The following is a 26,257-nucleotide window of genomic DNA, read 5'->3' as shown; positions in this document are numbered from 1 at the left end:
GAAATGACGGAACGTGAGGTCAGGAGATTCCATTGGCGAACCGGGTTCACCGACCCCGTGAGGACGCGGAGTTCAACTTCATCCTCGGAATGAGCGTAGTTCCGGTCCTCGCATACTTCACCGGGACATGGCCCAAGGCAATCGAGCCCTGTCGGGTGATGGACCTCGTCGTGGGCGGCATCGCCGACGACTACACGGGCCGCCTGACGGCCGTCCGCGCCGACATCACGCGTTGCCCAGCCGCGACCGAGCGATACGGGATCACCGGAGCCCCGTCCTACGTCGTGCTGAAGGAGGGAGAGGCGGTGGCGCACGGCACGGGGCTTATGACCATCACGGAGTTTAGGAAGTTCCTGGACGACCACCTCTGAGCGGCCGCTGCGGCACGTGGCCGCGCCAGCCCCTTCATCGCGTCCATGGGAGCTGAGCCGCCTGGCGCCCCTTGGGGGTGAGACACCCCCACAGTCACATGACGCAGTCGATCTCGGTCGCGTCCGGCAGCCGCCCGGCTGCACCCACGATCTCGGCGAAGGCCGGCCCCATGTCGGTGTTCCGGCTGCGCGCAGTACGCGGCCAAGGACACCGGCAGTGGCACGGCCTTGTCGCGGACGACGGACAGGTACGCGGTCCAGTCCGCGAGCGGTCCGGCAAGGTCGCAGTCTGCCTCGGAGGACGTCGCGCACCGCGTCGACCGCGGACGCTTCGGACCGACGGCGTGCGAGGGCAGCAGACGTCGCACGGACTGCAGGGGTCCCTGGCCCGGCCCAGGTGGAAAACTAGATCGTCCTCTCGGACGGCCGCGTGGCTTCCCCGTCGCCCAGCCCGAGGGGCTCGGCAAGGGTAGCGAGGAACTGGTCAGGTGACCGGCGGCGGCTTCACGGTCCGGTGACGAGGTCGCAGCTGCCGTACGGAGCCCCGTCTGCGGCGGTGTCGAAGAGCTCGTCCAGCGTCGCCACCACTGCTCTCGAACGACGGCCAGCGCCCGCGCGGCCGTAGCCGCATGCTCGGCAGCCTCGCCCAACTGGGCGCCCTGTCCGGCGAGGTCGGCGAGTGCACGGTGCGCTCTGTTTAGGAGTTCGGCATTAGGCCAGGTGCGCACGGACCTCGTGCACATGGACGCTCACGGGTTGTACGGGTTCCTGCGCGAACTCGACCAGCAGGGACGCGACCTCATCGTCGCGTCCCTGCCGGTGGAGGAAGGGCTCGGGCTGGCAATCGCCAACCGGCTTCGCCGGGCTGCGGGGCCCCGCACTTCCGTGTGAGCGGCCACGGCGAGGCGGTCAGGACGCGGCGGGGACCACCGCATCAAGACCGCGGGTGGCGACGAGCTGGGCGCTGCCGTCGGCCAGGCGGTAGGACAGTCCCACCACGGCGAGGCGACCGGCAGCCACCGCCTCGGCCAGGACGCGGGAGCGCTCCAGGAGCAGGTCCACGGTGTGCTCGATGTGCTCGGCAAGGATCTCTTCGGGCTTTTCGCGTCCCGCGGCACGGGCGGCCAGCACACTCGGGGTGACTCGTTCGACGATGTCGCGGACGAAGCCGCCCGGCGTCTGTCCGTTCTCCAGCGCAGAGCAGGCCGCGGCGACCGCGCCGCACGAGTCGTGGCCGAGGACGACGACCAGCGGAGCGTTCAGGACGCTCACCCCGAACTCGATCGAGCCGAGGACTTCGGTCCCGGTGACATGCCCGGCGGTGCGAACCACGAACAGGTCGCCCAGGCCGCGATCGAAGATGATCTCGGCGGCAAGCCGGGAGTCGGAGCAGCCGAACAGCACGGCGAACGGCTTCTGGGACGGTGCGGTCTCGGCACGGCGAGCGCCGTCCTGGTTCGGGTGCTCGGGAGTGCCCGCGACGAAGCGCTGGTTGCCGGCCATGAGCAGCTCGAAGGCGTCGCGGGGCGTCGGAGTCTGGGTGATCTCAGTCATGGCTACAGCCTACGAGGCGGCACCTGCCGGCCGTCGCAGCGACCGGTCCCACCGGACGGGCGCCGACCACGCTGTTATCCCCAGGCGCTGGGCGAGCGCGGTCTCCATGCGGAACCGCAGCGCACAGCGCAGCGGCCCGGCGCCGTACGGGTCCCCATCTGTCAGTTCCTCTTACACACCAACACAACGAGCAGGGCAGTGCTGGAGCTGTCGGCCGACCGTTACGGTCGTAGTCACGGCACTGGAACCTACGGGGACGGGGCAGGCAGGATCAGCCGGATGCGCGTAGTGCCCGCACGGCCCGGTTGTCGCCTGCGGGGGCGGCGAGGTCGGCGCGATCGAGTCGCCACTCTTAATCAGCAGTTACTGCGTGTCCGGAAGGCCGGCAAGCGAGAAAGGCATCCGATGGGGCGGGCGCCCCGTCGGTGAAGCAGCGTGAGTTCAGGTTCAGGTCTGAGGTTCGCCCCGCAGGTCAACGAAGCCGGTTTCGATGGCGCCGCGAAAGGTGAGTGTTTCTTCGCCGATACCGAGGGCATCGAGCAGGAGGCCGAGGGCCGCGTCGACGTCAACCCGGGCGCGGCTAACCCAGACGAAGACATCAGGGCAAGGGCTGCCCTCCAGCCGGCTGAGCGCAAAGTCGATCTTCTCAATGCGGAACATCGCCGCATCCACCGCGCCCAGGTCCTCCCAACCCCGTTCGACGTTCAACCGCAGCCGCCCGGCCAGAACGTCCAGCGACGGCGACAGGCCGGCAACCAGCCGGAAGGGCTCGCCGCGTACTCCCACATGCTGGCCTGGAAGGCCGGGTTTCGCTTGCCGCCCTGGTACTCCAGCGCGCATTCCCAGTCCGACTCCGGCCCAGGAACCTCGACCTCCGCCATGCGCCCTCCCCACCCCGCCGCTGAGCTGTGCCCCTCACTCTAGAAGCTCAGCTCCTGGCGTCACGGATCACCAACCCGGTGAACGTATGCGGTCACAGCACTAGCGGCGAGACCTTGATCTACGGCTCGCCGTGCTTCTTGACGATGTCCACCCCGCCCGTGGTGCCTGGCTCCAGCGCCCTGTCAAAGCGGGTCAGGGCCTCGCGCAGCCGCTTCTGAAGAACCCCGATGAACCCCCCAGGGCGCCGCTCGGCGGTGAGCGGCAGCACGAAGAGCCCGCTCCCAAGCAGCCCCTCCCGCGGCCAGATTGCGGCCCGCCCCCGCCTCGGACTTCTCTGAGCCGGCGTGCGGCAGGGCCCGGTGGCGGCGGGATCCTCCGACCCTTGCAGGCCCGGCACGGCCACCGCGCGTATCCACCCCGCCGCTCCCCCACCGCAAGCTACTCCCAGCCATGCTCCGTGAGCGCGCCCGTGCCCTCCAGGTAGCCGAGGAGTCCCTTCTTCGGGTATTCGATGATGTCCTCGGGCAGTTCGTGGACGCTGAACCGCTCGAGGCCGAGGCACTTCTCCGGTTCCCTGTTGACGGGTTCCCCGCTCCACCGGGTGGCTTCGAAGAAGAAGCCGATGCGCTCGATCTCGGCGCTCTGCCGGTGGTGGACCACGTGCACCATCCGCAGGTGGGCGGGGTCGACCGTCACGCCGGTCTCCTCCAGCAGCTCGCGGGCTGGCCCCGGCGCGCAGGGCCAGCAGGGATTTCAGCGGAACCCCGTCACACGCGTAAACGGCATCGTCATCGAAGACAACGAGATCCTGCTCCTGGACCAGGACAGCACGCGATCGTGGAGCCTGCCGGGAGGCAAGCTTGAGGACGGCGAGACCCTAGCCGAAGCCCTGGTCCGGGAAATGCGAGAGGAAACCGGCGTCGAGGTCGAGGTCGGGCGCCCATTACAGCAGCCCTCATCGGACATCGCCGCCTCGCGCCCTGAGCTGCGAGATCAGTCCGTCAGCGGGGTCAGAGGGTCCGGTCGGGACAGCGCCTCGGACAGCGGCAGCCCCTCTCTCGCGGCAACGGTCCGACGGACCCGCAGTTCAGCGCGTGTCCGCGGGCGGTACTTGGGTGCCTTGCCACACCCGCAGACCGACAGCCCTTCGTAGCGCAGCCCTTCACCCAACACCACAGCCACCACAGACCAACTGCGGACATCGCGCCTGGGCGGCGGCGCGAAGTCGTGACCAGCGCAGATGAGGGGCTGCGAACAGTTCGGGCACAGGTGCTCCCGCAGCGGATAGGCATGCCGCTTGAAGCTCACACGGCACGAGACGCACGCGTAGTGCAGCTTGTAGTAGGTCATGGCGTAGAAGCACACCGGGTCACCGTACCGAGCAGTCCTACAAGCGGACCACCCGTTTCGAGCGGCCAGCAGTCCGCCATCAGTGCGTGCGCGTGGCGCACTGATGCGGGTCACAGTCGCGCCGCTGTTGGTAGCGGTGCGTGCTGAGGGCAGGCCTCGAACGCCTGGATCTTGGCGGTCACGACCTCGTCGGCCGAGCGCGGCGAACGCCTGCGCGTAGGTGTGGCCGCAGCGCAGGTGGGCCAGGAAGAACAGGGCCTGCCGGCCGCAGTTCGGGCGCCGCCATCGGGAGCCGATCCGACCGCGGTGATCTGCGAGGAGGCTGGAGAGATGGTGCAGGGCGCGGCTGGAGAGATCGATACCGGACGGGTGGACAAGCACACGAAACCCCTGGCGGACTGGTGATCTTGGTCGTGAACCCGTCCACCAGGAGCTTTCTTCGTGCCTGCTGCCGGGGCACTCTTCCAACCACCCGTCAGGTTGGAAACGGCGCACGGTCAGAGGAGGATGGTGAGGACCTCACTGGCGTTCTGCTCGTCGATGCTTGAGGTGAGGCAGCCCAGGACGTCGAGGTTGATGGTCACCTTTTCGCGTACCGCGACCGAGCCCTGCGCGTAGCCGGCGGTGACCGTGCCCGTCGCAGTCACGATGATTTGGTTGGCGACGTGCGCGACGGTGGTGAGGGTGTAGGTGATAGTGCTGTTCTGGCCGTTGCTCCAGTGATACGTAATCACGTCAGCCGGAGGGATCGTGCTTGCGAGCGGTGGGATCAGGCAGCTGGCCTGCTGACTGAAGGATGCGGTGGCGACGCCGGTGAGGAACGGGCCACCCAGACACGTCAGTTCTTCGGTGATGCCCACGTTGGTGGTCTGCGGCAGCGGGCCGAGCGGGGGCGAGTAGGTTGAGGAATCCCCACCGGTGCAGACCACCGTGGCGGCGGCCTTCGCCGGTGCGGCCTGGGCCGAACCGGCGGGAACGGCGAACGCTGCGGTGAGAGCGGCCAGGGAGAAGGACAGGGTGAGAAGTCTTCGGATACGTAACATGCACTGGCCTTTCAGCACGGTGTTCTCCTCGGGCGCCTGACCGACTGCTGTGAAAAGTGCGCCGCTTGAGGGCGGGACCTCAGAGCATCGCCTGTCCGGTGCGCGTGGAATCGGCTCTTGTGGAGCTTTGCGGCGCTTTTCACGTTGTCACACGGCAGCCGACGCGTATATGGCTCCCTTTGGGGGGGCGCACACCCCCCAAAGGGGTGCGCACCCTCGGCTTGTGCACATCCCGACCCTCTGTTCACATTCGGAAGCTCCGCAAGGCGAGCCGCTCAGGCGGCACCAGCGAGGCCGTCTCCGAATCCTGCCCTCGCGCGGACGGCTCGCGGCGTCCCGGGAAGCTCGGCTCCCACGCTGAAAAGGGCTCGTTGCGAGGAACAGGGCCGGAAGCCTCGACCTGAGAACGTGATGAACCGGTGATGGCGACGGGGTGGCGGGCCGACTGTCTCAGTCACATGAACGACGTCCCGGAGCAGCAGGCCACCGGGCCGGGAGAGCCGCCGCTTCCGTGCTGTCAGCCGACAGTAACTGGACGCACCGGCCGCCTCGTACGAAACCGCCAGCCCGCTGAACAGGCATCAGCGGCGGCACTCCCCGGGGTGTCCGGCCAGGCCGACGCACCGGTGCCGCGCGCGCCCTGCTCCATGCCGACGCCCACCGCACCCTGGTGGCCTCCCAGGTGTAGTGGGCGTACCGGAAGCACGGTCACATTGCCACCGCCCAGGCCTCCCGCCGGTTCTTCCCGACGGGCCAGCCGGCCCGTTCCCAGCCCCTGTCCGCGCTCCTTGGCGAGGTCGCGCCCGATCGTCGCCTCCCGCAGTGCTGCCGCCCGCAGCAGCACCTGGAACTGCCCACCCCCTCGCCGCGGGCGCCCTCGGTCACCGGAGACAGGACCACCAGCGCCGCGCCGGCGCGCTACCCGCGCTCGCCGGGTGCAGGTTTCGCGGTGTGATCAGATCCGGACCGCACCGTAGAAACTGCCGATGGTACTCATCGACTCGATGCGGACGTAGGCGCCCGGGTAGGGGGCGTGCAGCACGTTGCCGCCGCCGGCGTACAGCCCGACGTGCGAGTTACCGCTGAAGAAGACAAGGTCGCCAGGCTTCAGCTGGCTCTGCCCGATGCGGGTGCCCTGGTTGATCTGGGTGTACGTGGTGCGGGTGATCTCGACACCGGCCTGGTGGTACGCCCATTGGGTCAGGCCCGAGCAGTCGAACGAGTTGGGGCCCGTGGTGACGGAGTGAGAGTACGGCATTCCGATCCGCGTGCTGGCCGCCTGGAGCGCGGCGGCTCCGAGGCCGGACGCGGCGACCTCCTTACCGAGGTCGAGCCGCCCACCTGCATCGCGACTGGCCCGCTGCTCCTTCTCGGCGAGTTCGGCGCGCTCGGCCACGGTCAGGGTGTTCAGCAGGCGCTGAGCGGCGGCGAGCTTGGTCTGGGACGCCTTCTTGCTCTTGCCGAGCGCCTCACGCACCTCGGCGAGTTCGGCGAGCTTGCCCTGGGCCTCCTTGCGCTCCTGCGCCAGGGAGCGCTGCTTGGCCTGGATCTTCTGCAGCGACTCGGTCTGCCTGACAGTCAGGCCCTCCAGCGCCGACGCCTGGTCGAGGAAGTGGTCCGGGTCCGAGGAGAAGAAGAGCTGTACGGAGGGGCTGATGCCTCCGGAGCGGTACTGCGCGGTGGCGATGGAACCGAGTTCGCTCCGCAGCCCGTTCAGCTCGTCCTGCCCGCGCGCGACCTTGTCCTGTACCGCGGCGACTTCCTTCGTGAGCTTGTCCTGCTGTTCCTTCGCTCCGTTGTACTTTTCGCTGGCCTTCTCGGCCTCCGAGTAGAGCTTGTCGACCTTCGCCTTGACCTCGCTCTTGGTCGGCTTGGGGTCGGCGTGGGCTGCCTGGGCGCTCAGGGCGACAGCAGCGGCGGCGGAGGCGGTGATCACGGTCACGCGGGCACGGCTCGGCGCTTTGGGACGACGGTGGGACGCCACGGAGGCGAACTCCTTCTCATCGAGCCGCCCACCCGGTCGTGGAGGAGCTCAATCGCTGGCTCCAGGCACGTCACGGACACGACGGCGTCTTCGCTGCCACCCGGATGGGTGATCGGTCGCGCGAAGGTTCGATCGCAAACTTTAGTGACCATTTCGTGATCGGAGCAATCTCCGCCAGGAGAATCGTGAGGTCCGGAAGATTTCTTTACTCGCCACGTACAACGCGTAACGGCTACTTGACAGTTCGCTTGCGTCCGGTGGGGCCGACGCCCGCTGCGCGGTCTTGTTCGTTTCCTGAGCCGACGGTTGTTGTCCTCCTGGCACGGAAAGGGCGACTGAAGTCGCCGCTCCGCGAGATGACTTGGGTCGGCGCCAGCTCGGATGAGGGGTCGGTTCGCTTGGGCCTATCTGCGGTGGCGTGTGCGGGATGAAGTCCGCGGCCCGCTGGGACGCGCTCACAAGAGCGCAGGTCGCCGCAGCCCGGGACGGTAAGCAGCGGCCTGAGGCGCAGGCGCGGCAGAGGCCGGCCACGCAGGCCCGGATCGACGGGACCGTGTGCGACAGGGGCATCTGCTGCGTCACCGGCGCGGGGGCACTGAAGTCGTACGCCGGATCCGCACCCATCATCTGAGCCTCAGGCAGGAAGCGTTCTTCGGCCGCCGCTTCATCGAGAACAATCGCCCAGACGTCACAAGGGCCGCGCGGGTCGTCCTTCACATACTGAGAGCGGAGAGCTACCGTCGTAGGACTCATCAAGCTGGGCCACCCCCGAAGGTGAGCTCTCAGCCGACAACCCGCCGCGAGCGTCGCAGGCCGTACCCGCGTCACAGCGAGAAGCCAAGACGAGGCCTCGGCACCGCACGTCGCCACGGCGGCGGCTACGGTTGGCCGATGCCACCGCCCCCGCACCGTGCCGCGATCCTCGTCATCGACATGCAGCGCGGCATGCAGCCGATCATGCATCGCGCCGAGCGCACAGTCGAAACCATCGCAGGGCTCAGCTCTCGGGCGCGTGCTGCGAACGTCCCCGTCATCACGGTCCAGCAGCGAGGGTGCGGCGATGCCCTGCCGGGCCTGGCCCCGCACCACGGAGAGCCGGTCGTGATGAAGACGTGCGCCGACGCCTTCCTGGACACCGACCTCGACGAGATACTCGTCCGGCTCGGCGTGACCGAGGTCCTGGTCACCGGCTTCGCCACTGAGAACTGCGTGGAGACCACTGCCCGCCAGGCTCTCAGCCACGGCTACGACTTGGTTCTGGTGGCGGACGGGCACACCACGTCGGTCCGCCCTCAGCCGACAGACTTCGTCCTTCCCGACCAGTCAATCGCCCATCACAACGAAATCTACCGGCACATCGACTTTCCTGATCGCAGCGTTCGGGTCCTGCCTGCCACGCGGATCGACTTCGTAGCGCCGAAGCCGGCACCCGAGGAGAAAGGCTGAGAACGTGCACCCCAACGCCGTGGCGTTCGCCTGCCTCCAGGCCTCACCCCGCCGGCCGAGGCGGTGCGATTTCGCCTGAGTGCCGCCCATGAGCTCAAACAGTGCTCGGGCCTTGCCGGTTGTGTGGCGGTCCGGGCCGAGGGAGGCCTGGCAGGCGTCGTGAGCGGCGCAGTCGGTCCTCGGGCCTTGCGGGGGCGGTTCAGCCGGCGGCCTTGGGTGTTGCGATCAGAAGAAGAGCAGGGCCGCCGCCTCGTACTCGTGGTCGTCCGGCCGCGATCGGGCCACTGCACGGACTTCGCCCTCCGCCTCGGTGTAGCGCCCGGCTTCGTAGAGGGCTTGCTGCTGAGATTGGTCGCCGATGCCGTCATCGCAGGAGTCACACTGACGCCGCTCGACCTTTGACAGCGATGGGGATGCATTCGCCTGCAGGGCCGGCGTCACCGCCCTCAGGGCAGCACATCCCGGCCGGCTCTCAACCCACCCGAGCTGCATGTGAGGCCGCCTTCCTGGGTTCGCTCGACCGCCCACCGCTCCGGGATTGAGATGAAGCCCCCGCTCCCAGGCTCGCGGGCCGTGATCTCCATGTCGATGCCGAGGGGGCGGCATGCTCGACGAGGTGCTGGCGGTAGCCGCCGTGGCCCCACACCTTGCGGATGCCTTCCGGTCGGCTCCCCATGAGCCGACGCCGTGGTCGCGGCGACCTTCGGCCGAAGGCACTGACGCGCCGCTGAAGCGACCGCTCGGTCGGAATGTGAGTTTTGCCGGAACCGATGAAGGTAATGCAGAACGGCCTTTCGGATGACAAACTCGCACGACCCGGTCGACGACACCTACCGTCGGCTGATGGACCGGCAGCTCACCGTGCAGGAGTGCCGCCACCGTCTGGCCCGCGCGATCTGCCACGGCAGCCCTGGTAGATCCGCCAGGCGTACCGCGAGGGCCCAGGAGGACCAGCTCGCAGCTCCCAGCCTGGTCCTGAAGGCTGTGGTCCTGTGGAGCACCCGCTACCTGGACGCCGCCGTCGCCCAACTCCGCGCCGAGGAACACGACATCAAGGGACGAGGACGTCGCCCGCCTTTCCCCGCTCAAGGATCGGCACATCAACTTCCTGGGCCGCTACCTGTGCAACATCAAGGCCAGCAGCCCCGGCCAGGGCCTGCGCCCGTTTCGGGACCCGGACGCCGTCGAAGGCGACGAGGGCAACGACTGAACCGGCCCGCGACGGACGGTGGAGACGTGGCGCATACCAGCCCGAGCTGTCAGAACGGTGGTTCGGAGGAGTAGGTGCCGTCCCATGTGGGTGTGGTCGGTTTGCTCATCGGCTGCTGGAGAAGTCGTACAGCGTCTTCAATGCGGCCGCGGGCGATAAGGCGCTCGGCACGAAGAGAACTGTTGACTGCCGGGTGCTGTGCGAGGACTGCGTCGGCTTCTTCGGTGCGGCCAGCTTTGTCTAGCATGTCGGACAAGGCCCAGGCCGCGTACCAGGTGTCGCCCTCGGGGTGCGCCCGCGTCTGCTCGATCGCTTCGTCGAGCAGGCCACAGTCGGCCATGAGCGGAAGCCGCATTTGGAAGAGGTCCCAGTACTCCTTGCCGTCTCTTCGTGCCTTGATGGCATCGAGGTGGGCCAGGCCCTCTCGGGACCGGCCGTGCTCGGCGTACAGGGTGCAAAGAGCGTGGACGAGCCAGTCCTCCGCGTCGTGTTCGGTGAGCGCGCGCAGCGCCTCGATCGCCTCGTCGCTCCGTCGGTGCCGGACCAGGAGCTCGGACAGCGGTACAGCCACATGCCACATGCCGGACGACGTAGCACCGAACGTGCGGTAGGCGGCGATCGCACCTTCCACGTCGCCGCGCCCCTCCAGCAATTCGGCAAGGCACTGCACGGCATGCCCGTGGTACTCGGACGCTGCGTACGCACGCAGTTCCGTGATTCGGTCGTGTCTGGCCAGCAGGTCGGCCAGCTGGTCACGGCCGTTGACGGAGGTGACCTCGCGGGTGTGCAGCAAGGCGATCGCCTCCTCGATCCGGCCCTGGCGTTCCCTGATCGTGGCGAGCAGGTCGACTGCGTTGGACGGTTCTGTCCGGAGGTTGTCGCAGTCGGGGTCGTCGCAGGCAGGTATCGCCGCTTCTACCCGGGCTTCCAACAGGGCCGCCGTATCCTCGTCCATGCCCGCCGTTTCGGCGATGTCGACCAGGCAATCGGCGAGGAACCAGTCCTGGATCCCGGCGCGCAGCAGCATGAACGCCTCGCCGCTGCGGCCGTGGCGGGCCAGCAGGCGCGCGAAAAAGACCAACGCCAGCCGGTCACCGGCCTCCGTGTACGGGCGGGACAGCTCGATCGCCTCCTCCGCCCGGCCCCAACCCTCCAGCAGCTCCGCCCGGGCTTGGGCCGCCGGCCACCAGTTCGTGGCGACATACGGGGCGAGCACCTCCAACGCCTGCTCGCGCTGGCCCCGATGCCCGAGCAGCCGGGCCCACTCCAGCGCGCAGAACCACTCCCCGCAGCCGGCCTGGAACTCCACTTCCCGCTCATGACCGAGTTCGAGAAGTCGCGCCACCAGCAGTGGAGGAATGCAGCCCGTCAGCGTTCGGGCCCGGTAGTCAAGATCATCAGCGTCCACGACAGCGCACCTTAGCCCTCACCACCGACACAACACGCATGTCGGGCCATCGCAGGTGAGGGCAGACGTCAGTAGACGTTCGTTTCCGAAGATCGCCCCGCGAGGCCGCCCGAATCGCGCAGAGTCTTCAAGGACCCCTTCAAAGACCTGGGTCGTTCAACACAACCCCGGACCACCGTTTTCTGGCATGATCCGGGGCCGTGACCGGCCTGGAACCGGCCGAGCCGGACCTCCTCGTCGCCGAGCCGCTCATTCGCACCGAAATCAAGATCGGATACGCCCGGCTCTCGACGCAAGAACGCGCTCCGCCCCGAGCTGAAGGCATGCGCGCGACCGAGAGATCGGCCTCACCTCACTCCACGAGAACCTGGACACCACCACCCCGGCGGCCGGCTCGTCTTCCACGTCTTCGCCGCCTTCGCCGCCTTCGCGGAGTTCATCCGCGAACTCATCGTCCTCGGCACCAACGAGGGCCTTGCCGCCGCCCGTGCCTGCGGCCGAGTCGGCGGGCGCCCCACCGTCGCCACCGAGGAAGTCATCAAGGCCGCCCGCGACCTGCTGCCCGACCCCGGCCGCTCCATCACCTCGATCGCCAAGCTCCTCGGCGTCTCCCTGGGCACCCTCCACAACACATCCCCGACCTGCGCCAACTGCGCTCGGCACCGCCCCCCGTCAGCTTGAAGCTCGCACGAGGTAGGCGGACCCCAGCAAGATCGTTCTCACCGGGATCGCCTGTCCCTCAACCACTCACCCGGAGTCTCCCACTGCCCCCTGGCCACCCCGTCCGTGTCCGGTACGACGGCGCACCAGTCGCCCAGCGCCGCATCGGCCAGCAGGAGAGAGAAACCGTCATCCATGACCTCGGAGAGCGTGTCGGCTCCACCGGGGTAGCTCCGGTGGGCCAGTTCGCCGTGCGGCAGCGGGGCCACGAAAGCGGTGAAGCCGTCTTGCAGCAGCTCCACTCCGGGGCTCAGCTCCGGCTCGGTGGCCACGCAAACCAGCGATCGTGGCCGCAGGAGCCGGGCCACTTCGGCTGTGCTCTCCGGCGTCACGCGGAACCATCTGCACCCGTGAGCGCCGTACGCCCAGCGCTCGCAGACCAGGGTCAGGCGCTCGGACACCTCCGCCACCCTCGCCCAGAAACCCGCATCCGCGACGGCGTCGACAGGGTCCGAAACCTCTATGGGTTCAGGAGCCGCGTCTCGCCACAGGAACGTCACGCCCTCACCATCGAATCCCGCCAGATCGTCGGCCACCGCTGGCGTGGTGCAGAGGTGTACCGCCCCGTCCCATCCCGACTCGATCCGAAGTCTCCCGGGTGCGGCGAGCTGACAATACGGCCCGCGCCCGGCTGCCATTCCCTCGGCGAGACCTATTGCTTGCAGCGGCCGGACCTCCGCACCATTGCGCAGGCCGCGGTGCTCTTCGGGAAGGGGCTCGTTCACCAGCAGCCCGCCCACCTCCAAGAGCTCTGCTCCACTCTTCTCGATCGCAGCTCCGAGCACCTCGCGAAGCCCCGCCGCGTACGCGCTCCAGGCAGCGGCTTCCGCCAGCTCCACTCGCACACGCTCACTGCGGGGGCTGATGATCAGCTCTTTGCTCATTTCGCCAGCCACTTGAGTCCTCGCAGCTCTCCGTTCGACCCGATGCCCGATCGTACGTTTCGTCTCGGTCCGAGCCCCCCGAGGGCGGCCGGGCAGCGAAGGCAAGTTTTTCCGTGGCCGCCGCTACCTTGCACCCTGGGTCAGGGATAGGAGACCAGCGCCGTGAAGGAGCGGTGGGCGATGCTCTCTGCCGCACCGGGTCCCTCACGGCGGGGTTCGGGGGACAGGTCGAAGTCCGTGCGCAGCCACTCCCCTGGGCGGCGGTCAGTTCTGCAATGGACAGGGCGCGCCGGGCGACAGCATGAGCGTGTCTCCTGGTGTTCGGGAAGGTCGGGGGGATGCGCGTCGGTCAGGCGCGGTCGAGGTGAATCGGGTTGGTCCAGGCGCGGCCGCCAAAGGCATCTTCCACGGTGACCCGGCAGTACCCGCCTCGGAACATCGCGTGCGGCAGCGAGCACTCCGTCAGGTCGGTGCCCTCCACGACCTGGGCGCCCGGCGCCCCGCCGCTGAGGACCACCTTGTCGGCCGGCGAACAGCGCACGACGACCGCTTCATCGGTGAGCTGGACGTCGTAGAGCTCGGGGCCGGTGCTGGAGTAGAAGTCCCCGGCCTTCAGGGCCGCCAGCAGCAGGCCCGGGTCGAGTGTTTCGGCGAGGACGTTGACCCAGGCGGCACACGCCGGCGGGTCCTGCGGTTGCAGGTGCGCGTCGTCGGCGGCGTATGCGGTGAGCCGGTGTCCCCGGTTGAGGAGAGTGTCGGTCAAGTGCCAGCTGTCCCCCCGGTGCTCGCGCTCGGCGAGGGCGTTGTAGACCTCTACGGCGTGCGCGGCGTCCAGGCTCTCGGCGTCATCGACGGTGAGCAGCGAGGCGGCGGGGTGTGCCATACCGACGAAGGCACCGGCCGCCCGGGCCCGGCGGGCCAGCTGCGGGCCGTCCTCGCCGGGGTGCGGCGGGGCGAAGCCGATGGGCAGTCCGACCGCGACGATGTGCCAGGACGGTCCGGCCTCGGTGCGCGGGGCGTGCAGCTCGGCGCCGATCAGCGTGGTGAAGCCCAGGCCCCTCAGGGCGCGGGTGTCAGTCACCGGGAAGTCGTACTCGGGGCGGAAATGGTCCGTGACGGCCAGGAAGTCGTAGCCGTGCTCCTGGTAGTGCCGGGCCGTCTGGCGGGGCGTCAGGGCGCCGTCCGACTCGGTGGTGTGGGTGTGCAGGTTGCCGCGCCAGAACGTGCCGGGCCGGCCGAACGGCAGACCGCTTGTGTGGCGGCGTCCTAACGAGCGCGCTGGGCGGCTCTCGTGCATGACCCCTCCTCGTTGCTGGTGACCATTCTCGTCCAGCTGATCATTCGGGGAACTTGTTTTCGGACATGGATGGTGGCGACTCACGCGCATCAGAGCGGCTCGGCGGCGAACGTGCCGTCGCCGTGGGGGCGATGGTGCCCAGGGCGTCTTTGATGGCGAGGTGGTCGGCGCCCGCTGACCGTGGTGTCCAGCAGCTCGCTTTCTCTGCGCACGGTGGTCCTGCGGTGGTCCTCCTCGCCGAGGTGACGGTGAGGGTGCGGACGACCGGCAGGGACAACTGGAGTACGGTCTCGCCGGCCACCAGCTGGCCCACCACTGTCTCCGGGCTCGAGCGAGGACTGAGCAGAGATGAGGACCTCGCCCACGCCTACCGAGAGTGGCTCCAGACCGCTTGACGGCAATAGGAGCATCAACGTCCCCTCGGCCGTCAGCGGCTCGGACTGGCGCGGAGCCGTCGACCGCCCGTCCGTGCCGCCGTGCGCCGTCGCCTTTGCTCGGCCACATCCGCCACCGGTGAGGAGAGCAGCAGGGTGCGGGTGTAGCTGTGGCTCGGTTGCGTGGTGACCGTCTCCGCGTCGCCCGTCTCGACGATCTCGCCCTGGTGGATCACCGCCACCCGGTGGCTCATGAAGCGGACCACGGACAGGTCGTGGGAGACGAAGAGGTAAGACACGCCTGTCTCCTCCTGGATCTCGAGCAGCAGGTCGAGCACCGTGCGCTGGGTGGTGAGGTCCAGCGCGGACACCGGTTCGTCGCATATGACGAGGCGGGGGCGCAGGGCCAGGGCGCGGGCGATGGCGACGCGCTGGCGCTGGCCGCCGGAGAACTCCCTGGGCAGGCGGGTCGCCGCGTCGGCGGGGAGGTGGACCCGGTCCAGCAGGCCGCCGACCCTGTTCCGGGCGTCGCGGGTGGCGGTGCCCTGGCCGATGAGGGGTTCAGCGAGGGTGTCGCCAATGGTGCGGGCGGGGTTGAGCGAGGTGTAGGGGTCCTGGAAGATGACCTGGAGGTCGCGGCTGAGGGCGCGGCGCCGGCGTGCGTCGGCCCGTTCGATGCGTTCTCCGTCGAAGGTGATGGAGCCGGAGCGTACGGGGGCGAGGCCGAGGACCGCCCGGCCGATGGTGGACTTCCCTGAGCCCGACTCGCCGACCAGGCCGAGGGTCTCACCCGGCCGGATGGTGAGGTCGACGCCCTTGAGGACTTCGGTGTCGGGGGCGCGCCATCCCTTGCCGGAGAAGGAGACCCGCAGGTCCCTGACGGCGAGCAGGTCGTCCGAAGGACCGGCGTTTTCCTGGGTGCTCATGCGGTGGCGGTCCTTGCTGCTCGGTGTTGCCAGGGGGCGCGGGTGGGAGCGTCGTCGAGTACGGCGGCGAGCAGGGTGCGGGTGTACGGGTCCTCCGGTGCGCCGAGGACCTGCTCGGTGGTGCCGGACTCCACGATGCGACCGCTGTTCATCACGGCCACCCGGTCGCAGATGTCGGCGACGACTCCGAGGTTGTGCGTCACCAGGAGTACGCCGAGCCCGCGTTCCTGCTGGAGACTGCGCAGCAGGTCGAGCACTTCGGCCTGGACCCGTACGTCGAGTGCGGTGGTGGGTTCGTCGGCGATCAGGAGTTCGGGGTCGCAGGACATCGCCCCTGCGATGAGGACGCGCTGGGCCATGCCGCCGGAGATCTCGTGCGGGTAGAGGCGCAGGGTGCGTTCGGGTTCGGGGATCTCCACGAGGCGCAGGAGTTCCAGCGCGCGGACGGCGGCTTCTTTGCGGGAGAGCCCAAGGTGGTAGCGGAGGGGTTCCATGAGCTGACTGCCGATGGTGAACGCGGGGTCGAGGTTGCTCATCGGTTCCTGCGGGACGTACCCGATGGTCTTTCCGCGCAGGGCGCGGTGGTCGCGTTCGCTCATGCCGGCCGCCTCCTGGCCGTTGACCGTGATGCTGCCGTGCGTGACGCGGCCGCCCTCGGGCAGGATGCCGAGGATCGAGAAGGCGGTCTGGGTCTTGCCCGAGCCGGATTCGCCGACGAGTCCGACGATTTCGCCGGGGTGGACGTCGAGGTCGACGCCGTGCACGACCTCCTTGTCCGTGCCGTCGGGCTGTCCGTAGGCGACGGCGAGGCCGCGTACGGAGAGGAGGGCCGCCCGAGACCGCGCCGGCCGGGCGAATTCCTCCGGTCCTTCGGCCGCTGCCGGGGCGGGGCGCCGGCGGGCGGACCGCGGTCGGGGGGCCTGCTCCTCCAGCGCGTCCCGCACAGCGCCGGCCATGAGGACGAGTGCGCAGTTGGTGAGGCCGAGGGCGAGGCCCGGCCACAGGATGAGGAGCGGTGCGCGCTGGATGTTCTGGAACGCCTCGTTGAGCATGGCGCCCCAGGTGGCGGTCGATCCGCTGCCGACACCGAGGAATTCGAGGCCGGCCTGGAGTGCGATGGCGATGCCGGAGACGAGGGCCACCTGAATGATGATGGGGCCGCGTACCACGGTCAGCACGTGGCGGGCGACGATGCGGGCGTCGGACAGTCCGGAGACCTTCGCGGCGTCCACGTACAGTTCGCCGCGCATGTTGGCGACGATGCCGCGCACCAGGCGGAAGAAGCTGGGTGCCACCAGGACGCCGAGCACGATCATCAGGACCCAGACGTTGGGTCCGAGGATGGCGCGGGACGCCAGCAGGACGACCATGGCGGGCAGCGCCATGACGAGGTTGACGGTCCAGTTGGCGACCGAGTCGAAACGGCCGCCGTAGTAGCCGGCGAAGAGCCCGGACGGCACGCCGAGCGCGAGGGCGATGGCGAGGGCGAGCATGGCCCCGCCGAGGGTGTTGCGCCCTCCGTACAGCACGCGGGACAGGATGTCGCGTCCGGCCGAGTCCATGCCGAGCGGGTGTCCGGTGCTCGGGCCGGCGAACGCGTCGGCGAGCGCGGAGGCGCCGGGTCCCTGCGGTGCGATCAGGGGCGCCAGTACGACGGCCAGGACGATGAGGAGGAGGAGTACCGCGGATGCTCCGCCCAGGGGGTTGCGCAGCACCCGTCGGGTGGTGCCGCGGGGGCGCGCCGGGCCTGCCTTGCCGCCGGGCGGTGGGGCGACGGTGGGGCCGGGGGCCGTCGTCGCCGTGAGGTTCTCGCTCATGCGGCCCTCGCCTTGGGGTTGAGCCAGCCGATCAGGACGTCGACGAGCAGGTTGATCAGGACGACACCGACCACGGTGAGCATGACGAGCGCCATGATCACGGGGATGTCGCCTCGGGTGGTGTAGGTGACGGTCATGCTGCCGATGCCGGGCAGGCCGAAGATCTGCTCGACGAGTACGGCCCCGCCGAGCAGCCCCACGAACTGCATGCCGAGCACGGACAGAGCGGGCGCGGAGGCGTTGCGGAGCACGTGCTTGAACACGATCCGGGACGCCGGCAGCCCGCGGGCCCGCAGGGTGCGTACGTAGTCCTGCCGCAGGACATCGATGACGGCGCCGCGCACCTGCTGGGAGACGCCCGCGACGGAGGCCACGGACAGGGACAGCACCGGCAGGGTGACGGTGGACAGCCAGCCGCTGGGCGAGTCGGTGAAGCCGATGTAGCCGATGGCGGGGAACCAGCCCAGGCGGACCGCGAAGACCAGGACCAGGACCAGGGTCAGCAGGAACCCCGGCAGGGCGTACCCCACCACGCCGAGCACCTGGACGAACCGGTCGACCGCTCCGCGGCGTACGCCCGCCCACACGCCGAGGAGGAACGCCAGGACCGTGGTGACGGCCGTGACACCGAGCATCAGGCTGGCCGTGACCGGCAGCCGGTTGCCGACGGCCTGCCCCACGTCCTCGCTCGTGAACCAGGAGCTGCCGAGATCGCCCCGGACGGCGTGCGACAGCCAGCTCCAATACTGCTGCAGCACCGAACTGTCGAGGCCGAGAGAGGCGTTCTTGGCGTCGACGGCGTCCTGGGCGGCGCTCGCCCCGAGCAGCTGCCGTCCCACGTCGATGTGCGGGATGGACAGGAGCAGGTAGGAGAGGAAGGAGATGACGATCAGGAGCACGGCGCCCGAGGCGATCCTGCGGGCGATGAAATTCAGCATGACACTCGGTATCCGTCGGAGCGGCGCGCTACTTGGCCGGCGCGTAGTTGTAGATCGAGGGAACGGCCATGCCGGACTGCGGGGTGATCTTCACGGTGCCGTCCGAGACGTGGAGGTAGCTCATCCGGTAGAAGGGAACGAACCAGCCGTCCTTGACGAGGTGCTGGTTGAGCTCCTGCGCTGCGGACTTCGTCTCCGCCGCGGCGCCCGTCTGGATGCGCGGCAGCAGCTTCTGGGTGGTCGCGTCCGTCGTACCGAACATGTTGAACGCGCCGGGGGTGACGAGGTCGTTGGTGGCAGCCCAGTCGGAGGTGGGCTGGCCGATGTTCATGACCATGCCCGAGTAGGCGCGGTCCTTGAACACCTTCTGGACCGCAGACGCGCCGTCCAGGTTGTCCCACACGAGCTTCACGCCGATGGCCTTGAAGTCCGTCTGCAGGGAGGTGGCGAGTGCGTCGTTCACGATCGCCTGGATCCGGGGCAGCTTGAGGGTGAAGCCGTTTGCGTAACCGGCCTCCTTGAGCAGTTCCTTGCCCTTGGCCGGGTCGTGAGAGTAGTACGAGTCCAGCTTCTTGTCGTACGCCTGGGTCTCGGGGCCGAAGACCTGGTCGGTGGTCTCGCCGCGGCCCTGGCGGATCCGGTCGAGCATCGTGTCGCGGTCGACGGCGTAATTGAGCGCCTGCCGCACGCGGGCGTCGCGCAGCGCCGGCGTCAGCTTGCCTCCCCGGTCGAAGAGCAGCAGGCCCTGGAAGTCGATCTCCTGCTTCTGCGTCCTGACCTTGGAGTCGGCCTCGATGGCCACCTGCTGGTCCGCCGTCTGCAGCAGCGCGGCGTTGACCTGCCCGGTCTTGAGGCCGTTGGAGATGGCAGTCTCGTTGTCGAAGAAGCTGATGGTGATGTTCTCGTACGGGAGCTTCTTGCCCCAGTAGTCCGCGTTGCGCTTGTACGACCACTTGGTGCCGACGGTCGTCCGGGTCTTGTCCAGGCGGTACGGACCTGTGCCGTCCGGCGTCGTGGTGAGGCTGTCGCCGGCTGTGAACTGCTTGGGGTTCGCCATCAGGCCGGGCGCGTCGCTCAGGTAGAACTCCAGAGCCGGGTTGGGCTGCTTGAGCTTCAGCGTGACGTGGGTGGCGTCGACTGCCTCGACCGCCTCCAGGTCGGCCAGCCACTTCGCGGAGGCTCCGCCGCCTTTCTGGAAGCGCTCCAGGTTCGCTTTGACCGCCGCGCCGTCGAAGACGCTGCCGTCGGCGAACTTCACGTCGTCCCGCAGCGTCAGGGCGAGCTGGGTGCGATCGGCGTTGTACTTCCACCGCGTCGCGAGCATCGGGCTGAAACTGCCGTCCGGCTCGCGCTTGATGAGGGTGTCGTACACCGTCTGGAAGAACGGCAGGGCGCTCCCGGTGGCCACGGCAGGGTCGAGGCTCTGCGGGAGGGTCATCGTCGCGATGGTGAGCGTAGAGGACCCGGAGCCCTGGGCGCCGTTGCCGGCGCCTCCGCATCCCGCGAGGGCGAGTGATGCCGCGACGCAGGCGGCCGCCGTCGCGATTCGGGCTGTTCTGCTCATGTCTTTCGCTCCGTCTGGAGAGCCGGGGGGTGACCGCCCCGGGGAAGATTGCGGGTGAGCCTACACACGGAATTAACCAGTTGGTAGGTTTTTGATCTGTGAAATCAACCAGCCGGTAAGTTCTGCCGGCCGGAGCGTCGGAGCGAGTCGCGGAGGGGCTCGTCACCCGGCGGCGCAGCATGCGGGGGCCGTAGCGTGCCCCTCCCGCACAGCCGGGCAGCAGATGCACGAGACTGCCGGACACCGACCGACTGCCCCTGGAGACCGCCGAAGTGAACGATCATGGGCCGGGCGTGCCGCATCGCCTGTCGAAGGGCGAACGCACCCGCGCCCGCATCCTGGAATCGGCGACCGAACTGTTCGCCCGCTCCGGCTTCCACGCGGTCTCGCTGCGCGACATCGCCGCACATGCCGGGCTCACGCATGCCGGCCTGCTGCACCACTTCCCGGGCAAGGAGGCCCTGCTGCTGGAGGTGCTGAGCCTCCGGGACCAGGTCGACGCACAACTGCTCTTCCCCAGCATCCTGCGCCCGGACGCCCCGGAGCCGGAGCCCGCGGAGCGACTGCACCGGCTGGTCGAGGTCGTCGTCCGCAACGCCCGGACGCCGGGCCTCGTCGCCCTGTACGCGAAGCTGGCGGCGGAGGCATCCGATCCGGAACACCCCGCCCACCAGTACTTCGTGAAGCGCTACCGCGTGCTCCGCCGGGAGATGACCGAGCTCCTGGAGGCGCTGTTCGCGGCGGCCGGACCGGAGGCCAAGGGCGATCCGGCGGCCGTGGCCCAGCAGTGGCTCGCCCTGATGGACGGGTTGCAGACCCAGTGGCTGCTGGAGCCGCACACCGTGGACATGGCAGAGCAGGTCCGTGCCTTCCTGCGGATGCACGGACTGCGTCCGGAGCGCGGGGAGGCTGCGGATGAGGTCAGCCGTTGAGGGTGGCGAGGACCGCATCGGCCATGCTCCTGTGCCCGGTCGCGTTCGGGTGGAATCCCGCGCCCTCGGCGGAATCCGCCGGTTCGATCCAGCGGTCACCGGGCGCCTTGCAGGCGTCGTGCCCGACGGACGGCCCATAGGTGTCGACGTAGTCGGCGCCATGGACGTCGGCCCGCTGCGCCAGCACCGTGTTGAGGTACTTCTCCTTGTCCCTTACCCACGGGAAATCGCCCACGGCCAGCGGGATCGTCGCGCGGCAGGCCGTGCCGTCGTCGGGCAGGAGCGAGGGGTAGCCGACCAGGAGGATCCGGGCCTGCGGTGAACGGGCGTGGATCTCGTCCAGCACCGCGTCGATCTTCGGCGCCGTCGCGTTGATCCGGGAGCCGATCTCGTCCGTACCGAACAGCGTGAAGCTGTGCTTGCACGGCGAGCCGTTCGGCGACAGGTACGACACCAGCACGCAGCGGGTGATGACTCCCGCCAGGTCGAGGTCGTTGCCGCCGACTCCCAGGGTGACCAGTGTGGTGTCCGGGCGCAGCGCGTCGAGCTGGGGCGGCACCGCTTCCTGACTGCCCGCCATGTGGCCGGTGTCGGCTCCGGCGCACGTCACATCGGTGAACTCGGCCGCCCCGACGGCGCTCGCCACGAGTGACGGGTAGTTCCGGTCGGAGCGGCCGCAGACGGTGTCGGTCTGCTGCGGGATTCCGGGACCGGCACTGTACGAGTCGCCGAGGGCCACATAACGCTCCCCCTGCGCGGCTCGCTCGCCGGCCGCTGCTGCCGCGCCGGGCGCCGCGGCGCCGACGAGCAGGGCGGCGGCCGCCGCGGCGAGAGCCAGACGCGGGGCACGGGCACGGGAGCCCGCGTCCGCGACCGACGCGGACGGGGCCGCCTCCCGGGGCGCAGGGGTGGATGACCGACCGGATAGCGGCATGACCGTTCCTCGATTCGTGACAGGGCGGAGCGGAGTGGGTGGGCCGGGTGACAGAAGGGTTCATCGGAGCATGTCCGCCCGAGCACGAAAACCGTACGGTGATCGGTTTCTGACCGTCAAGAGCCCTGCCGAAAAAGAAATCCCGGACCGGGGAACCTCCCAGGAACCGCCCACACGAACCCTTGACATCGAAAACCGATCACCATACGTTTTTGGGTCGCATGCCGTCTTGTCCCGATTCGCGGTGCCGGATCGTCACGGCGGTACGGTCCGCGCACAGCCCGCGCACGCCGCGTCCGCCGCCGGCCCCCCTCCTCAACGAAGGCCCGCACCGCACGCTCCCGCTCCTGCCTGATAGGTACGCCGTATGCCTCAGAGCCCGTCCCGCCCGACGCCCGCCACCGCCCTCCCCCTCGCCGAGAAGGCCTCGCTGACCAGCGGGGCCGGGGACTTCGTCACCCAGGAGTCCGCGGCCGCCTCCGCTCCCGCCGTCACCATGTCCGACGGCCCGCACGGCCTGCGGCTGCCCAAGGAGAGCGGTGACGGCGGTCAGCTCGACCTGCACAGCGCCGCTCCCGCGACCTGCTTCCCGCCCGCCGTCGCTCTCGGCAGCAGCTGGAACCCGGAGCTCGCCGAACAGGTCGCCGGCGCGATCGCGGCAGAAGCGACGGCGCACGGGGTGCGCGTCGTGCTCGGCCCGGGCATCAACATCAAGCGGTCACCCCTGTGCGGACGCAACTTCGAGTACTTCTCGGAGGACCCCCTCGTCTCCTCCGAACTCGGCGGCGCCATGGTGCGCGGCCTCCAGGACGCCGGGGTGGGGGCGGCGCTCAAGCACTATGCCGCCAACAACCAGGAGACGGACCGGATGCGGGTCAGCGCCGAAATCGACGAGCGCCCGCTGCGGGAGATCTACCTGCGCGCTTTCGAACGCGTCGTCCGCCGCGACCGTCCCTGGTCGGTCATGGCCTCCTACAACGGCGTCAACGGTGTCCCCGTGTCGGAGAACACCCGCCTGCTGACCGGCATTCTGCGCGGCGAGTGGGGCTTCGACGGGATCGTCATGTCCGACTGGGGAGCGGTACGCGACCGGGTCGCCGCCCTGCGCGCCGGACTCGATCTCCAGATGCCGGGCACCGGCGGCCGGACGGACCTGGAAGTGGTCGCCGCCGTGGAGTCGGGCGCACTGGACGAAGAGGTCCTCGACCTCGCCGTGGAACGGCTCGTCCGCTTCGCACAGCGCACGACGCGGCCGGTCGGCTCCTCCGCCGCCATCGACGTGGACGGTCATCACCGTCTGGCCGGCAGGGCGGCCGACCAGTGCGTCGTGCTCCTGAAGAACGACTCGGCGCTGCTGCCGCTGGACCCGGCCGCCGGCAGCGTGGCCGTCATCGGTGAACTCGCCCGCACTCCCCGCTTCCAGGGAGCCGGCAGCTCGCAGGTCACGCCGACCCGGCTCGACACCCCCCTGGACAGCCTGCGCGAACTGGCCACGGGCGCCGACGTACGCTTCGCCGCCGGGTACGCGCTCCCCGGAGCCGAGGCCCCGGCCACCGACGCCGAGCTGGCGCGGGAAGCAGCGGTGTTGGCGGAGAGCAGCGAGACCGTCGTCCTGTTCCTGGGACTTCCGCCGCAGGACGAGTCGGAGGGCTTCGACCGCGACCACATCAACCTTCCCGCCGTCCAGACCGAGCTGTTGGAGCGAGTGCTGACGGTCAACCCCCGCGTCGTGGTGGTGCTTTCCAACGGCGGTGTGGTGCACACCGCGCCCTGGCAGGAGCGGGTGCCCGCCCTCGTCGAGGGGTGGCTGCTCGGTCAGGCGGGCGGCGGCGCGCTCGCCCGGGTGCTGTTCGGTGCCGTCAACCCGTCCGGAAAGCTCGCGGAGACCGTGCCGCTGCGACTGGAGGACTCCCCCAGTCACCCGTCCTTCCCGGGCGAGGAGGGCAGGTCCCGGTACGGCGAGGGCGTCTTCGTCGGATACCGCGGCTACGACGCCCGACGCTCCGAGGTCGCCTTCCCGTTCGGTCACGGCCTGTCCTACACGACGTTCGCCTACGACGGCCTGCGTGTGGACGAGGCCGATGGCGTGTTCCGCATCGGACTGACCGTCACCAACACCGGCTCCCTGGCCGGTCGCGAGATCGTCCAGATCTACAGCGGCGGCCCGGCGGAGTCGCGTGTACTCCGTCCCGTACGCGAACTGCGAGGATTCGTTTCGGTGTTCCTCGAGGCCGGGGAGAGCCGGGACGTCGTCGTGGAGGTGGCCCGGCACGATCTGGCCTACTTCAGCGAGCGGGAGGACGGCTGGAAGGTCGAGGGGGGCTGCTACCGCTTCGAGGCCGGCGCGTCCTCGCGCGACATCCGGGGCTGCGTCGAGGTGCACATCGAGGGTGATCCGTCGAAGATCCGCCTGACAGGCCGCAACACCCTCGCGGAATGGCTCGAGCACCCGGTGGGCGGACCCCTGCTCGGTGAACTGTTCGCCCGGGCCCGTACGGAGGCGTCCCGGGAGGGCCAGGGCGCTCTGGAGGATCCGGTGATGCGGCGCTTCCTCGCGGGCGTACCGCTGGACGTCATCTGCGAGTTCCCGCAGAGCCCAGTGCCGCCTTCGAGCCTGGGCGAACTGGCAGACGCCGTCGAGGCACGCATGGCCGACGACCTGGAACGGCGAGGGGCCTGACTTGGCCGGGGAAGTGACGGTCGGCGGGCAGGTGGCGCCCGGCTGGGAGACGGTGCGGGATGCCTTCGCCCGGGGCCAGGCGGACGACCCGGGCTCGGCGCAACTGGCCGTCCACCACCACGGACAGCTGGTGGTGGACCTCGCGTCCGCCGGCACGGGGCCCTTCGGCCCGGAACCGGTGGACGGCGCCCGCGCCGGTACCGGACCCGTCAACCCGGCACCGTACGGGACGGAGTCGGTCGGCGTGCTGATGTCCGTCACGAAGGGGCTCGTCGCCGTCTGCGCGCATCTGCTGAGCCAGCGCGGCGTGCTCGCCCTGGACGCACCCGTGGCCCGCTACTGGCCGGAGTTCGCCGCCGGGGGAAAAGAAGCGACGACGGTGGCAGACCTCCTCACCCACCGCGCCGGGCTGCCGTCCTTCGCGGGTGACGCGGCAGGTGTCGGGCTGCCGGGACTCCTCGACTGGGACAGCCGTGTCGCGGAACTGGCGGCGCGAACCCCGCTGTGGGAGCCCGGCTCCGCGTTTCTCTACCACGCGCTCACCTACGGCCATCTTGTCGGCGAGCTCGTCCGCCGGGTGAGCGGGGTGAGCATCGGAACGTTCTTCGCCGCCGAGGTGGCGGGGCCGCTCGGCCTCGACCTGTACATCGGGCTGCCGCAGGAGGCGGAGCACCGGTTCGTCCCGCAGTTCTCCGTCCGGCCGGAGCCGACGCAGGAGCAGATCAGCGGCTTCCTCGCGGGTCTCGGCCTCTCCCCCGCCGACCCGCTGTCCCTCGCGCTCCGTGCGACGGCAGCGGAACTGGCGTCCGCGAACGAAGCGCTGACGACCCGGCAGGGGCGCGCCGCCGAGCTGCCGGGCGCCGGAGGCATCGGCAACGCCCGGTCCCTGTCCAGACTGTATGCCGCACTCGTCGGACCGGTCGACGGTGAGCGACTGCTGTCCCCGCAGACCGTCGAACGGGCCCGGACCCCGTGCAACGAGGATCTGGCGCCCCCTCCCCCGCTCGACGGCGGCGATGGCTCGGGCCGCTCCCGCTTCGGGCTCGGCTTCGAGCTGCCCCGGCCCGGTCTGCCGATGCTGGGCGAGGGGTCGTTCGGTCATGCTGGGGCGGGCGGACGACTGGGCATGGCCTGCCCCGAGAGCGGTCTCGCCGTGGCGTACGTCTGTACGGCGACGTCCTGGGAGCCGGCGGCAGGCCCCGATCCACGCTGGGCGGACTGGACCGAGGCCGTGATGACGGCGGCAGCCGCGCCGGCGCGGGGCTGACACCAGCCACCGTGCGGATGAGGCGGACATCATGCGGATGGGGCAGGCCGGAATCATCCGGCCTGCCCCATCCGGCTGGGCTCGCGTCTCAGGCCTGGTCGGGCTCCTCGCGCGGATCGAGGATCCGCATGAGGTCCTCGATGGGCTGCTCCATGTCCGTCGACCGGTCGATCAGCCACTGCAGCTGGATCCCGTCGGCCACGGCGATGAGCAGGACGGCCAGCCGCTCAGGGGGGATGGACGTGTTGATCCGTCCTTCCTCCGCCCGTGCCCGGACGAAGTCGGCCACCCGCTCCCTCAGCACCGGGTAGCGTTCGGCGAAGTGCGCGTGCGCGGGATGCGCCGGGTCGCTCGCCGCTGCGGCCATGGACACGAACAGCTCGACCAGACCGGGCGTCTTCGCGGCCTCCCGGATGATCTCGCGGTAGCTCTTCGGATCGCCGCGCTCCACCTGGCGCACCCGCGCGGTCTCGTCACGCATTCGCAGGACCTGGGTGAGCAGGTCCTCCTTCGAGTCGAAGTAGTGCATCAGCCCGGGCAGGCTGAGACTGCACTTGGCCGCCACCTTGCGCAGAGAGGTACCCCGGTACCCCTCCGCCGCGAAGATCTCCAGTGCCGCGTGCAGGATCTCGCTGCGCTTGGCCTCGCCCTTCTCGTACGGGCCCCGTTTCGCCAT

General features: G+C 69.5%; 23 protein-coding genes and 5 pseudogenes. 8 read left to right on the top strand and 20 right to left on the bottom strand.

Annotation, left to right across the window (positions count from 1 at the left end):
- The first annotated feature begins 32 nt into the window (after nucleotides 1-32).
- A complete protein-coding gene (locus tag ABZY45_RS13620; RefSeq protein ID WP_356739426.1) occupies nucleotides 33-371 on the top strand; it encodes a thioredoxin domain-containing protein in 339 nt (112 codons plus the stop codon).
- Nucleotides 372-1,118: 747 nt separating this feature from the next.
- Nucleotides 1,119-1,262, top strand: a pseudogene (locus ABZY45_RS13615) (Sua5 family C-terminal domain-containing protein); the annotation flags it as partial.
- A gap of 18 nt (nucleotides 1,263-1,280) precedes the next feature.
- Here the strand turns inward: ABZY45_RS13615 and ABZY45_RS13610 are convergent.
- The 4 genes from ABZY45_RS13610 to ABZY45_RS13595 all read right to left on the bottom strand — a co-directional run bounded on the left by ABZY45_RS13610 (nucleotide 1,281) and on the right by ABZY45_RS13595 (nucleotide 3,503).
- A complete protein-coding gene (locus ABZY45_RS13610; RefSeq protein ID WP_356739424.1) occupies nucleotides 1,281-1,925 on the bottom strand; it encodes a carbonic anhydrase in 645 nt (214 codons plus the stop codon).
- Nucleotides 1,926-2,372: 447 nt separating this feature from the next.
- Nucleotides 2,373-2,711 (bottom strand): hypothetical protein, encoded by a 339-nt coding sequence (locus tag ABZY45_RS13605; protein WP_356739422.1) that lies wholly within the window; start codon nucleotides 2,709-2,711, stop codon nucleotides 2,373-2,375.
- Nucleotides 2,712-2,925: 214 nt separating this feature from the next.
- Entirely contained in the window at nucleotides 2,926-3,075 is a 150-nt protein-coding gene (locus ABZY45_RS13600; RefSeq protein WP_356739420.1) for a hypothetical protein, read from the bottom strand.
- Nucleotides 3,076-3,245: 170 nt separating this feature from the next.
- Nucleotides 3,246-3,503, bottom strand: coding sequence for a DNA mismatch repair protein MutT (locus tag ABZY45_RS13595; RefSeq protein WP_356739418.1), 258 nt, complete (start codon nucleotides 3,501-3,503; stop codon nucleotides 3,246-3,248).
- Here ABZY45_RS13595 and ABZY45_RS13590 point away from each other — a divergent pair.
- A pseudogene (locus ABZY45_RS13590) lies at nucleotides 3,430-3,744 on the top strand (NUDIX domain-containing protein); the annotation flags it as partial. The gene ABZY45_RS13595 and the pseudogene ABZY45_RS13590 sit on opposite strands and share 74 nt — an antisense overlap.
- A gap of 56 nt (nucleotides 3,745-3,800) precedes the next feature.
- On the opposite strand, the gene ABZY45_RS13585 reads toward ABZY45_RS13590, so the two are convergent.
- From ABZY45_RS13585 to ABZY45_RS13570, 4 genes and pseudogenes are all read right to left on the bottom strand, one after another.
- Nucleotides 3,801-4,157 carry a hypothetical protein gene (locus ABZY45_RS13585; RefSeq protein ID WP_356739689.1) on the bottom strand — a complete coding sequence of 119 codons (357 nt, stop codon included), beginning with the start codon at nucleotides 4,155-4,157 and terminating at the stop codon, nucleotides 3,801-3,803.
- A gap of 210 nt (nucleotides 4,158-4,367) precedes the next feature.
- Nucleotides 4,368-4,538 (bottom strand): annotated as a pseudogene (locus ABZY45_RS13580) (IS5/IS1182 family transposase); the annotation flags it as partial.
- A gap of 116 nt (nucleotides 4,539-4,654) precedes the next feature.
- Nucleotides 4,655-5,218, bottom strand: coding sequence for a hypothetical protein (locus ABZY45_RS13575; RefSeq protein WP_356739416.1), 564 nt, complete (start codon nucleotides 5,216-5,218; stop codon nucleotides 4,655-4,657).
- A gap of 937 nt (nucleotides 5,219-6,155) precedes the next feature.
- On the bottom strand, nucleotides 6,156-7,184 hold the full coding sequence (locus ABZY45_RS13570) for an NlpC/P60 family protein (protein WP_356739414.1): 1,029 nt from the start codon (nucleotides 7,182-7,184) through the stop codon (nucleotides 6,156-6,158).
- 891 nt (nucleotides 7,185-8,075) lie between these two features.
- On the opposite strand from ABZY45_RS13570, the gene ABZY45_RS13565 reads away from it, so the two are divergent.
- Nucleotides 8,076-8,630, top strand: coding sequence for an isochorismatase family protein (locus ABZY45_RS13565; RefSeq protein ID WP_356739412.1), 555 nt, complete (start codon nucleotides 8,076-8,078; stop codon nucleotides 8,628-8,630).
- 225 nt (nucleotides 8,631-8,855) lie between these two features.
- On the opposite strand, the gene ABZY45_RS13560 is transcribed toward ABZY45_RS13565, so the two are convergent.
- Complete coding sequence (locus tag ABZY45_RS13560; protein WP_356739410.1) at nucleotides 8,856-9,071, bottom strand: hypothetical protein; 216 nt, start codon at nucleotides 9,069-9,071, stop codon at nucleotides 8,856-8,858.
- Between the two features lie 68 nt (nucleotides 9,072-9,139).
- Nucleotides 9,140-9,294: pseudogene (locus tag ABZY45_RS13555) on the bottom strand (IS5/IS1182 family transposase); the annotation flags it as partial.
- 149 nt (nucleotides 9,295-9,443) lie between these two features.
- On the opposite strand from ABZY45_RS13555, the pseudogene ABZY45_RS13550 reads away from it, so the two are divergent.
- Nucleotides 9,444-9,840 (top strand): annotated as a pseudogene (locus tag ABZY45_RS13550) (Tn3 family transposase); the annotation flags it as partial.
- 49 nt (nucleotides 9,841-9,889) lie between these two features.
- On the opposite strand, the gene ABZY45_RS13545 reads toward ABZY45_RS13550, so the two are convergent.
- The 8 genes from ABZY45_RS13545 to ABZY45_RS13510 form a co-directional block, all read right to left on the bottom strand.
- Complete coding sequence (locus ABZY45_RS13545) at nucleotides 9,890-11,248, bottom strand: hypothetical protein (RefSeq protein WP_356739408.1); 1,359 nt, start codon at nucleotides 11,246-11,248, stop codon at nucleotides 9,890-9,892.
- A gap of 264 nt (nucleotides 11,249-11,512) precedes the next feature.
- A complete protein-coding gene (locus tag ABZY45_RS13540; protein WP_356739406.1) occupies nucleotides 11,513-11,875 on the bottom strand; it encodes a hypothetical protein in 363 nt (120 codons plus the stop codon).
- Nucleotides 11,876-11,967: 92 nt separating this feature from the next.
- Entirely contained in the window at nucleotides 11,968-12,852 is an 885-nt protein-coding gene (locus ABZY45_RS13535) for a hypothetical protein (RefSeq protein WP_356739404.1), read from the bottom strand.
- A gap of 349 nt (nucleotides 12,853-13,201) precedes the next feature.
- Complete coding sequence (locus ABZY45_RS13530; RefSeq protein ID WP_356739402.1) at nucleotides 13,202-14,149, bottom strand: CehA/McbA family metallohydrolase; 948 nt, start codon at nucleotides 14,147-14,149, stop codon at nucleotides 13,202-13,204.
- A gap of 427 nt (nucleotides 14,150-14,576) precedes the next feature.
- Nucleotides 14,577-15,449: an ATP-binding cassette domain-containing protein gene (locus ABZY45_RS13525; protein WP_356739400.1), complete on the bottom strand. Its 873-nt coding sequence runs from the start codon at nucleotides 15,447-15,449 to the stop codon at nucleotides 14,577-14,579.
- Entirely contained in the window at nucleotides 15,446-17,266 is a 1,821-nt protein-coding gene (locus ABZY45_RS13520; RefSeq protein ID WP_356739398.1) for a dipeptide/oligopeptide/nickel ABC transporter permease/ATP-binding protein, read from the bottom strand. Before ABZY45_RS13520 ends, ABZY45_RS13525 begins: the two co-directional genes overlap by 4 nt.
- The gene (locus tag ABZY45_RS13515; protein ID WP_356739396.1) at nucleotides 17,263-18,204 is read right to left on the bottom strand and encodes an ABC transporter permease; all 942 of its coding nucleotides are present in this window, start codon (nucleotides 18,202-18,204) and stop codon (nucleotides 17,263-17,265) included. The genes ABZY45_RS13520 and ABZY45_RS13515 overlap by 4 nt, the downstream gene beginning before the upstream one ends.
- Before the next feature lie 28 nt (nucleotides 18,205-18,232).
- Nucleotides 18,233-19,768 carry an ABC transporter substrate-binding protein gene (locus ABZY45_RS13510; RefSeq protein WP_356739394.1) on the bottom strand — a complete coding sequence of 512 codons (1,536 nt, stop codon included), beginning with the start codon at nucleotides 19,766-19,768 and terminating at the stop codon, nucleotides 18,233-18,235.
- Between the two features lie 293 nt (nucleotides 19,769-20,061).
- Here ABZY45_RS13510 and ABZY45_RS13505 point away from each other — a divergent pair, with 293 nt between their 5' ends.
- Nucleotides 20,062-20,700, top strand: coding sequence for a TetR/AcrR family transcriptional regulator (locus tag ABZY45_RS13505; RefSeq protein ID WP_356739392.1), 639 nt, complete (start codon nucleotides 20,062-20,064; stop codon nucleotides 20,698-20,700).
- On the opposite strand, the gene ABZY45_RS13500 is transcribed toward ABZY45_RS13505, so the two are convergent.
- Nucleotides 20,690-21,634 carry an SGNH/GDSL hydrolase family protein gene (locus ABZY45_RS13500; protein WP_356739390.1) on the bottom strand — a complete coding sequence of 315 codons (945 nt, stop codon included), beginning with the start codon at nucleotides 21,632-21,634 and terminating at the stop codon, nucleotides 20,690-20,692. The two genes, ABZY45_RS13505 and ABZY45_RS13500, sit on opposite strands and share 11 nt — an antisense overlap.
- A gap of 367 nt (nucleotides 21,635-22,001) precedes the next feature.
- Between ABZY45_RS13500 and ABZY45_RS13495 the strand changes: the two genes are divergently transcribed.
- Both ABZY45_RS13495 and ABZY45_RS13490 read left to right on the top strand, forming a co-directional pair.
- Nucleotides 22,002-24,314, top strand: coding sequence for a glycoside hydrolase family 3 C-terminal domain-containing protein (locus ABZY45_RS13495; RefSeq protein WP_356739388.1), 2,313 nt, complete (start codon nucleotides 22,002-22,004; stop codon nucleotides 24,312-24,314).
- A 1-nt stretch (nucleotide 24,315) separates the two neighbouring features.
- Nucleotides 24,316-25,581 carry a serine hydrolase domain-containing protein gene (locus ABZY45_RS13490; RefSeq protein ID WP_356739386.1) on the top strand — a complete coding sequence of 422 codons (1,266 nt, stop codon included), beginning with the start codon at nucleotides 24,316-24,318 and terminating at the stop codon, nucleotides 25,579-25,581.
- 88 nt (nucleotides 25,582-25,669) lie between these two features.
- On the opposite strand, the gene ABZY45_RS13485 is transcribed toward ABZY45_RS13490, so the two are convergent.
- Complete coding sequence (locus ABZY45_RS13485) at nucleotides 25,670-26,257, bottom strand: TetR/AcrR family transcriptional regulator (protein ID WP_356739384.1); 588 nt, start codon at nucleotides 26,255-26,257, stop codon at nucleotides 25,670-25,672.

Origin of the sequence: Streptomyces sp. NPDC006516 (genome assembly GCF_040611875.1) — a bacterium.
Classification (GTDB): domain Bacteria; phylum Actinomycetota; class Actinomycetes; order Streptomycetales; family Streptomycetaceae; genus Streptomyces.
Note: the sequence above shows the minus strand (reverse complement) of the source record. Positions and strands in the feature narration are given on the sequence as shown.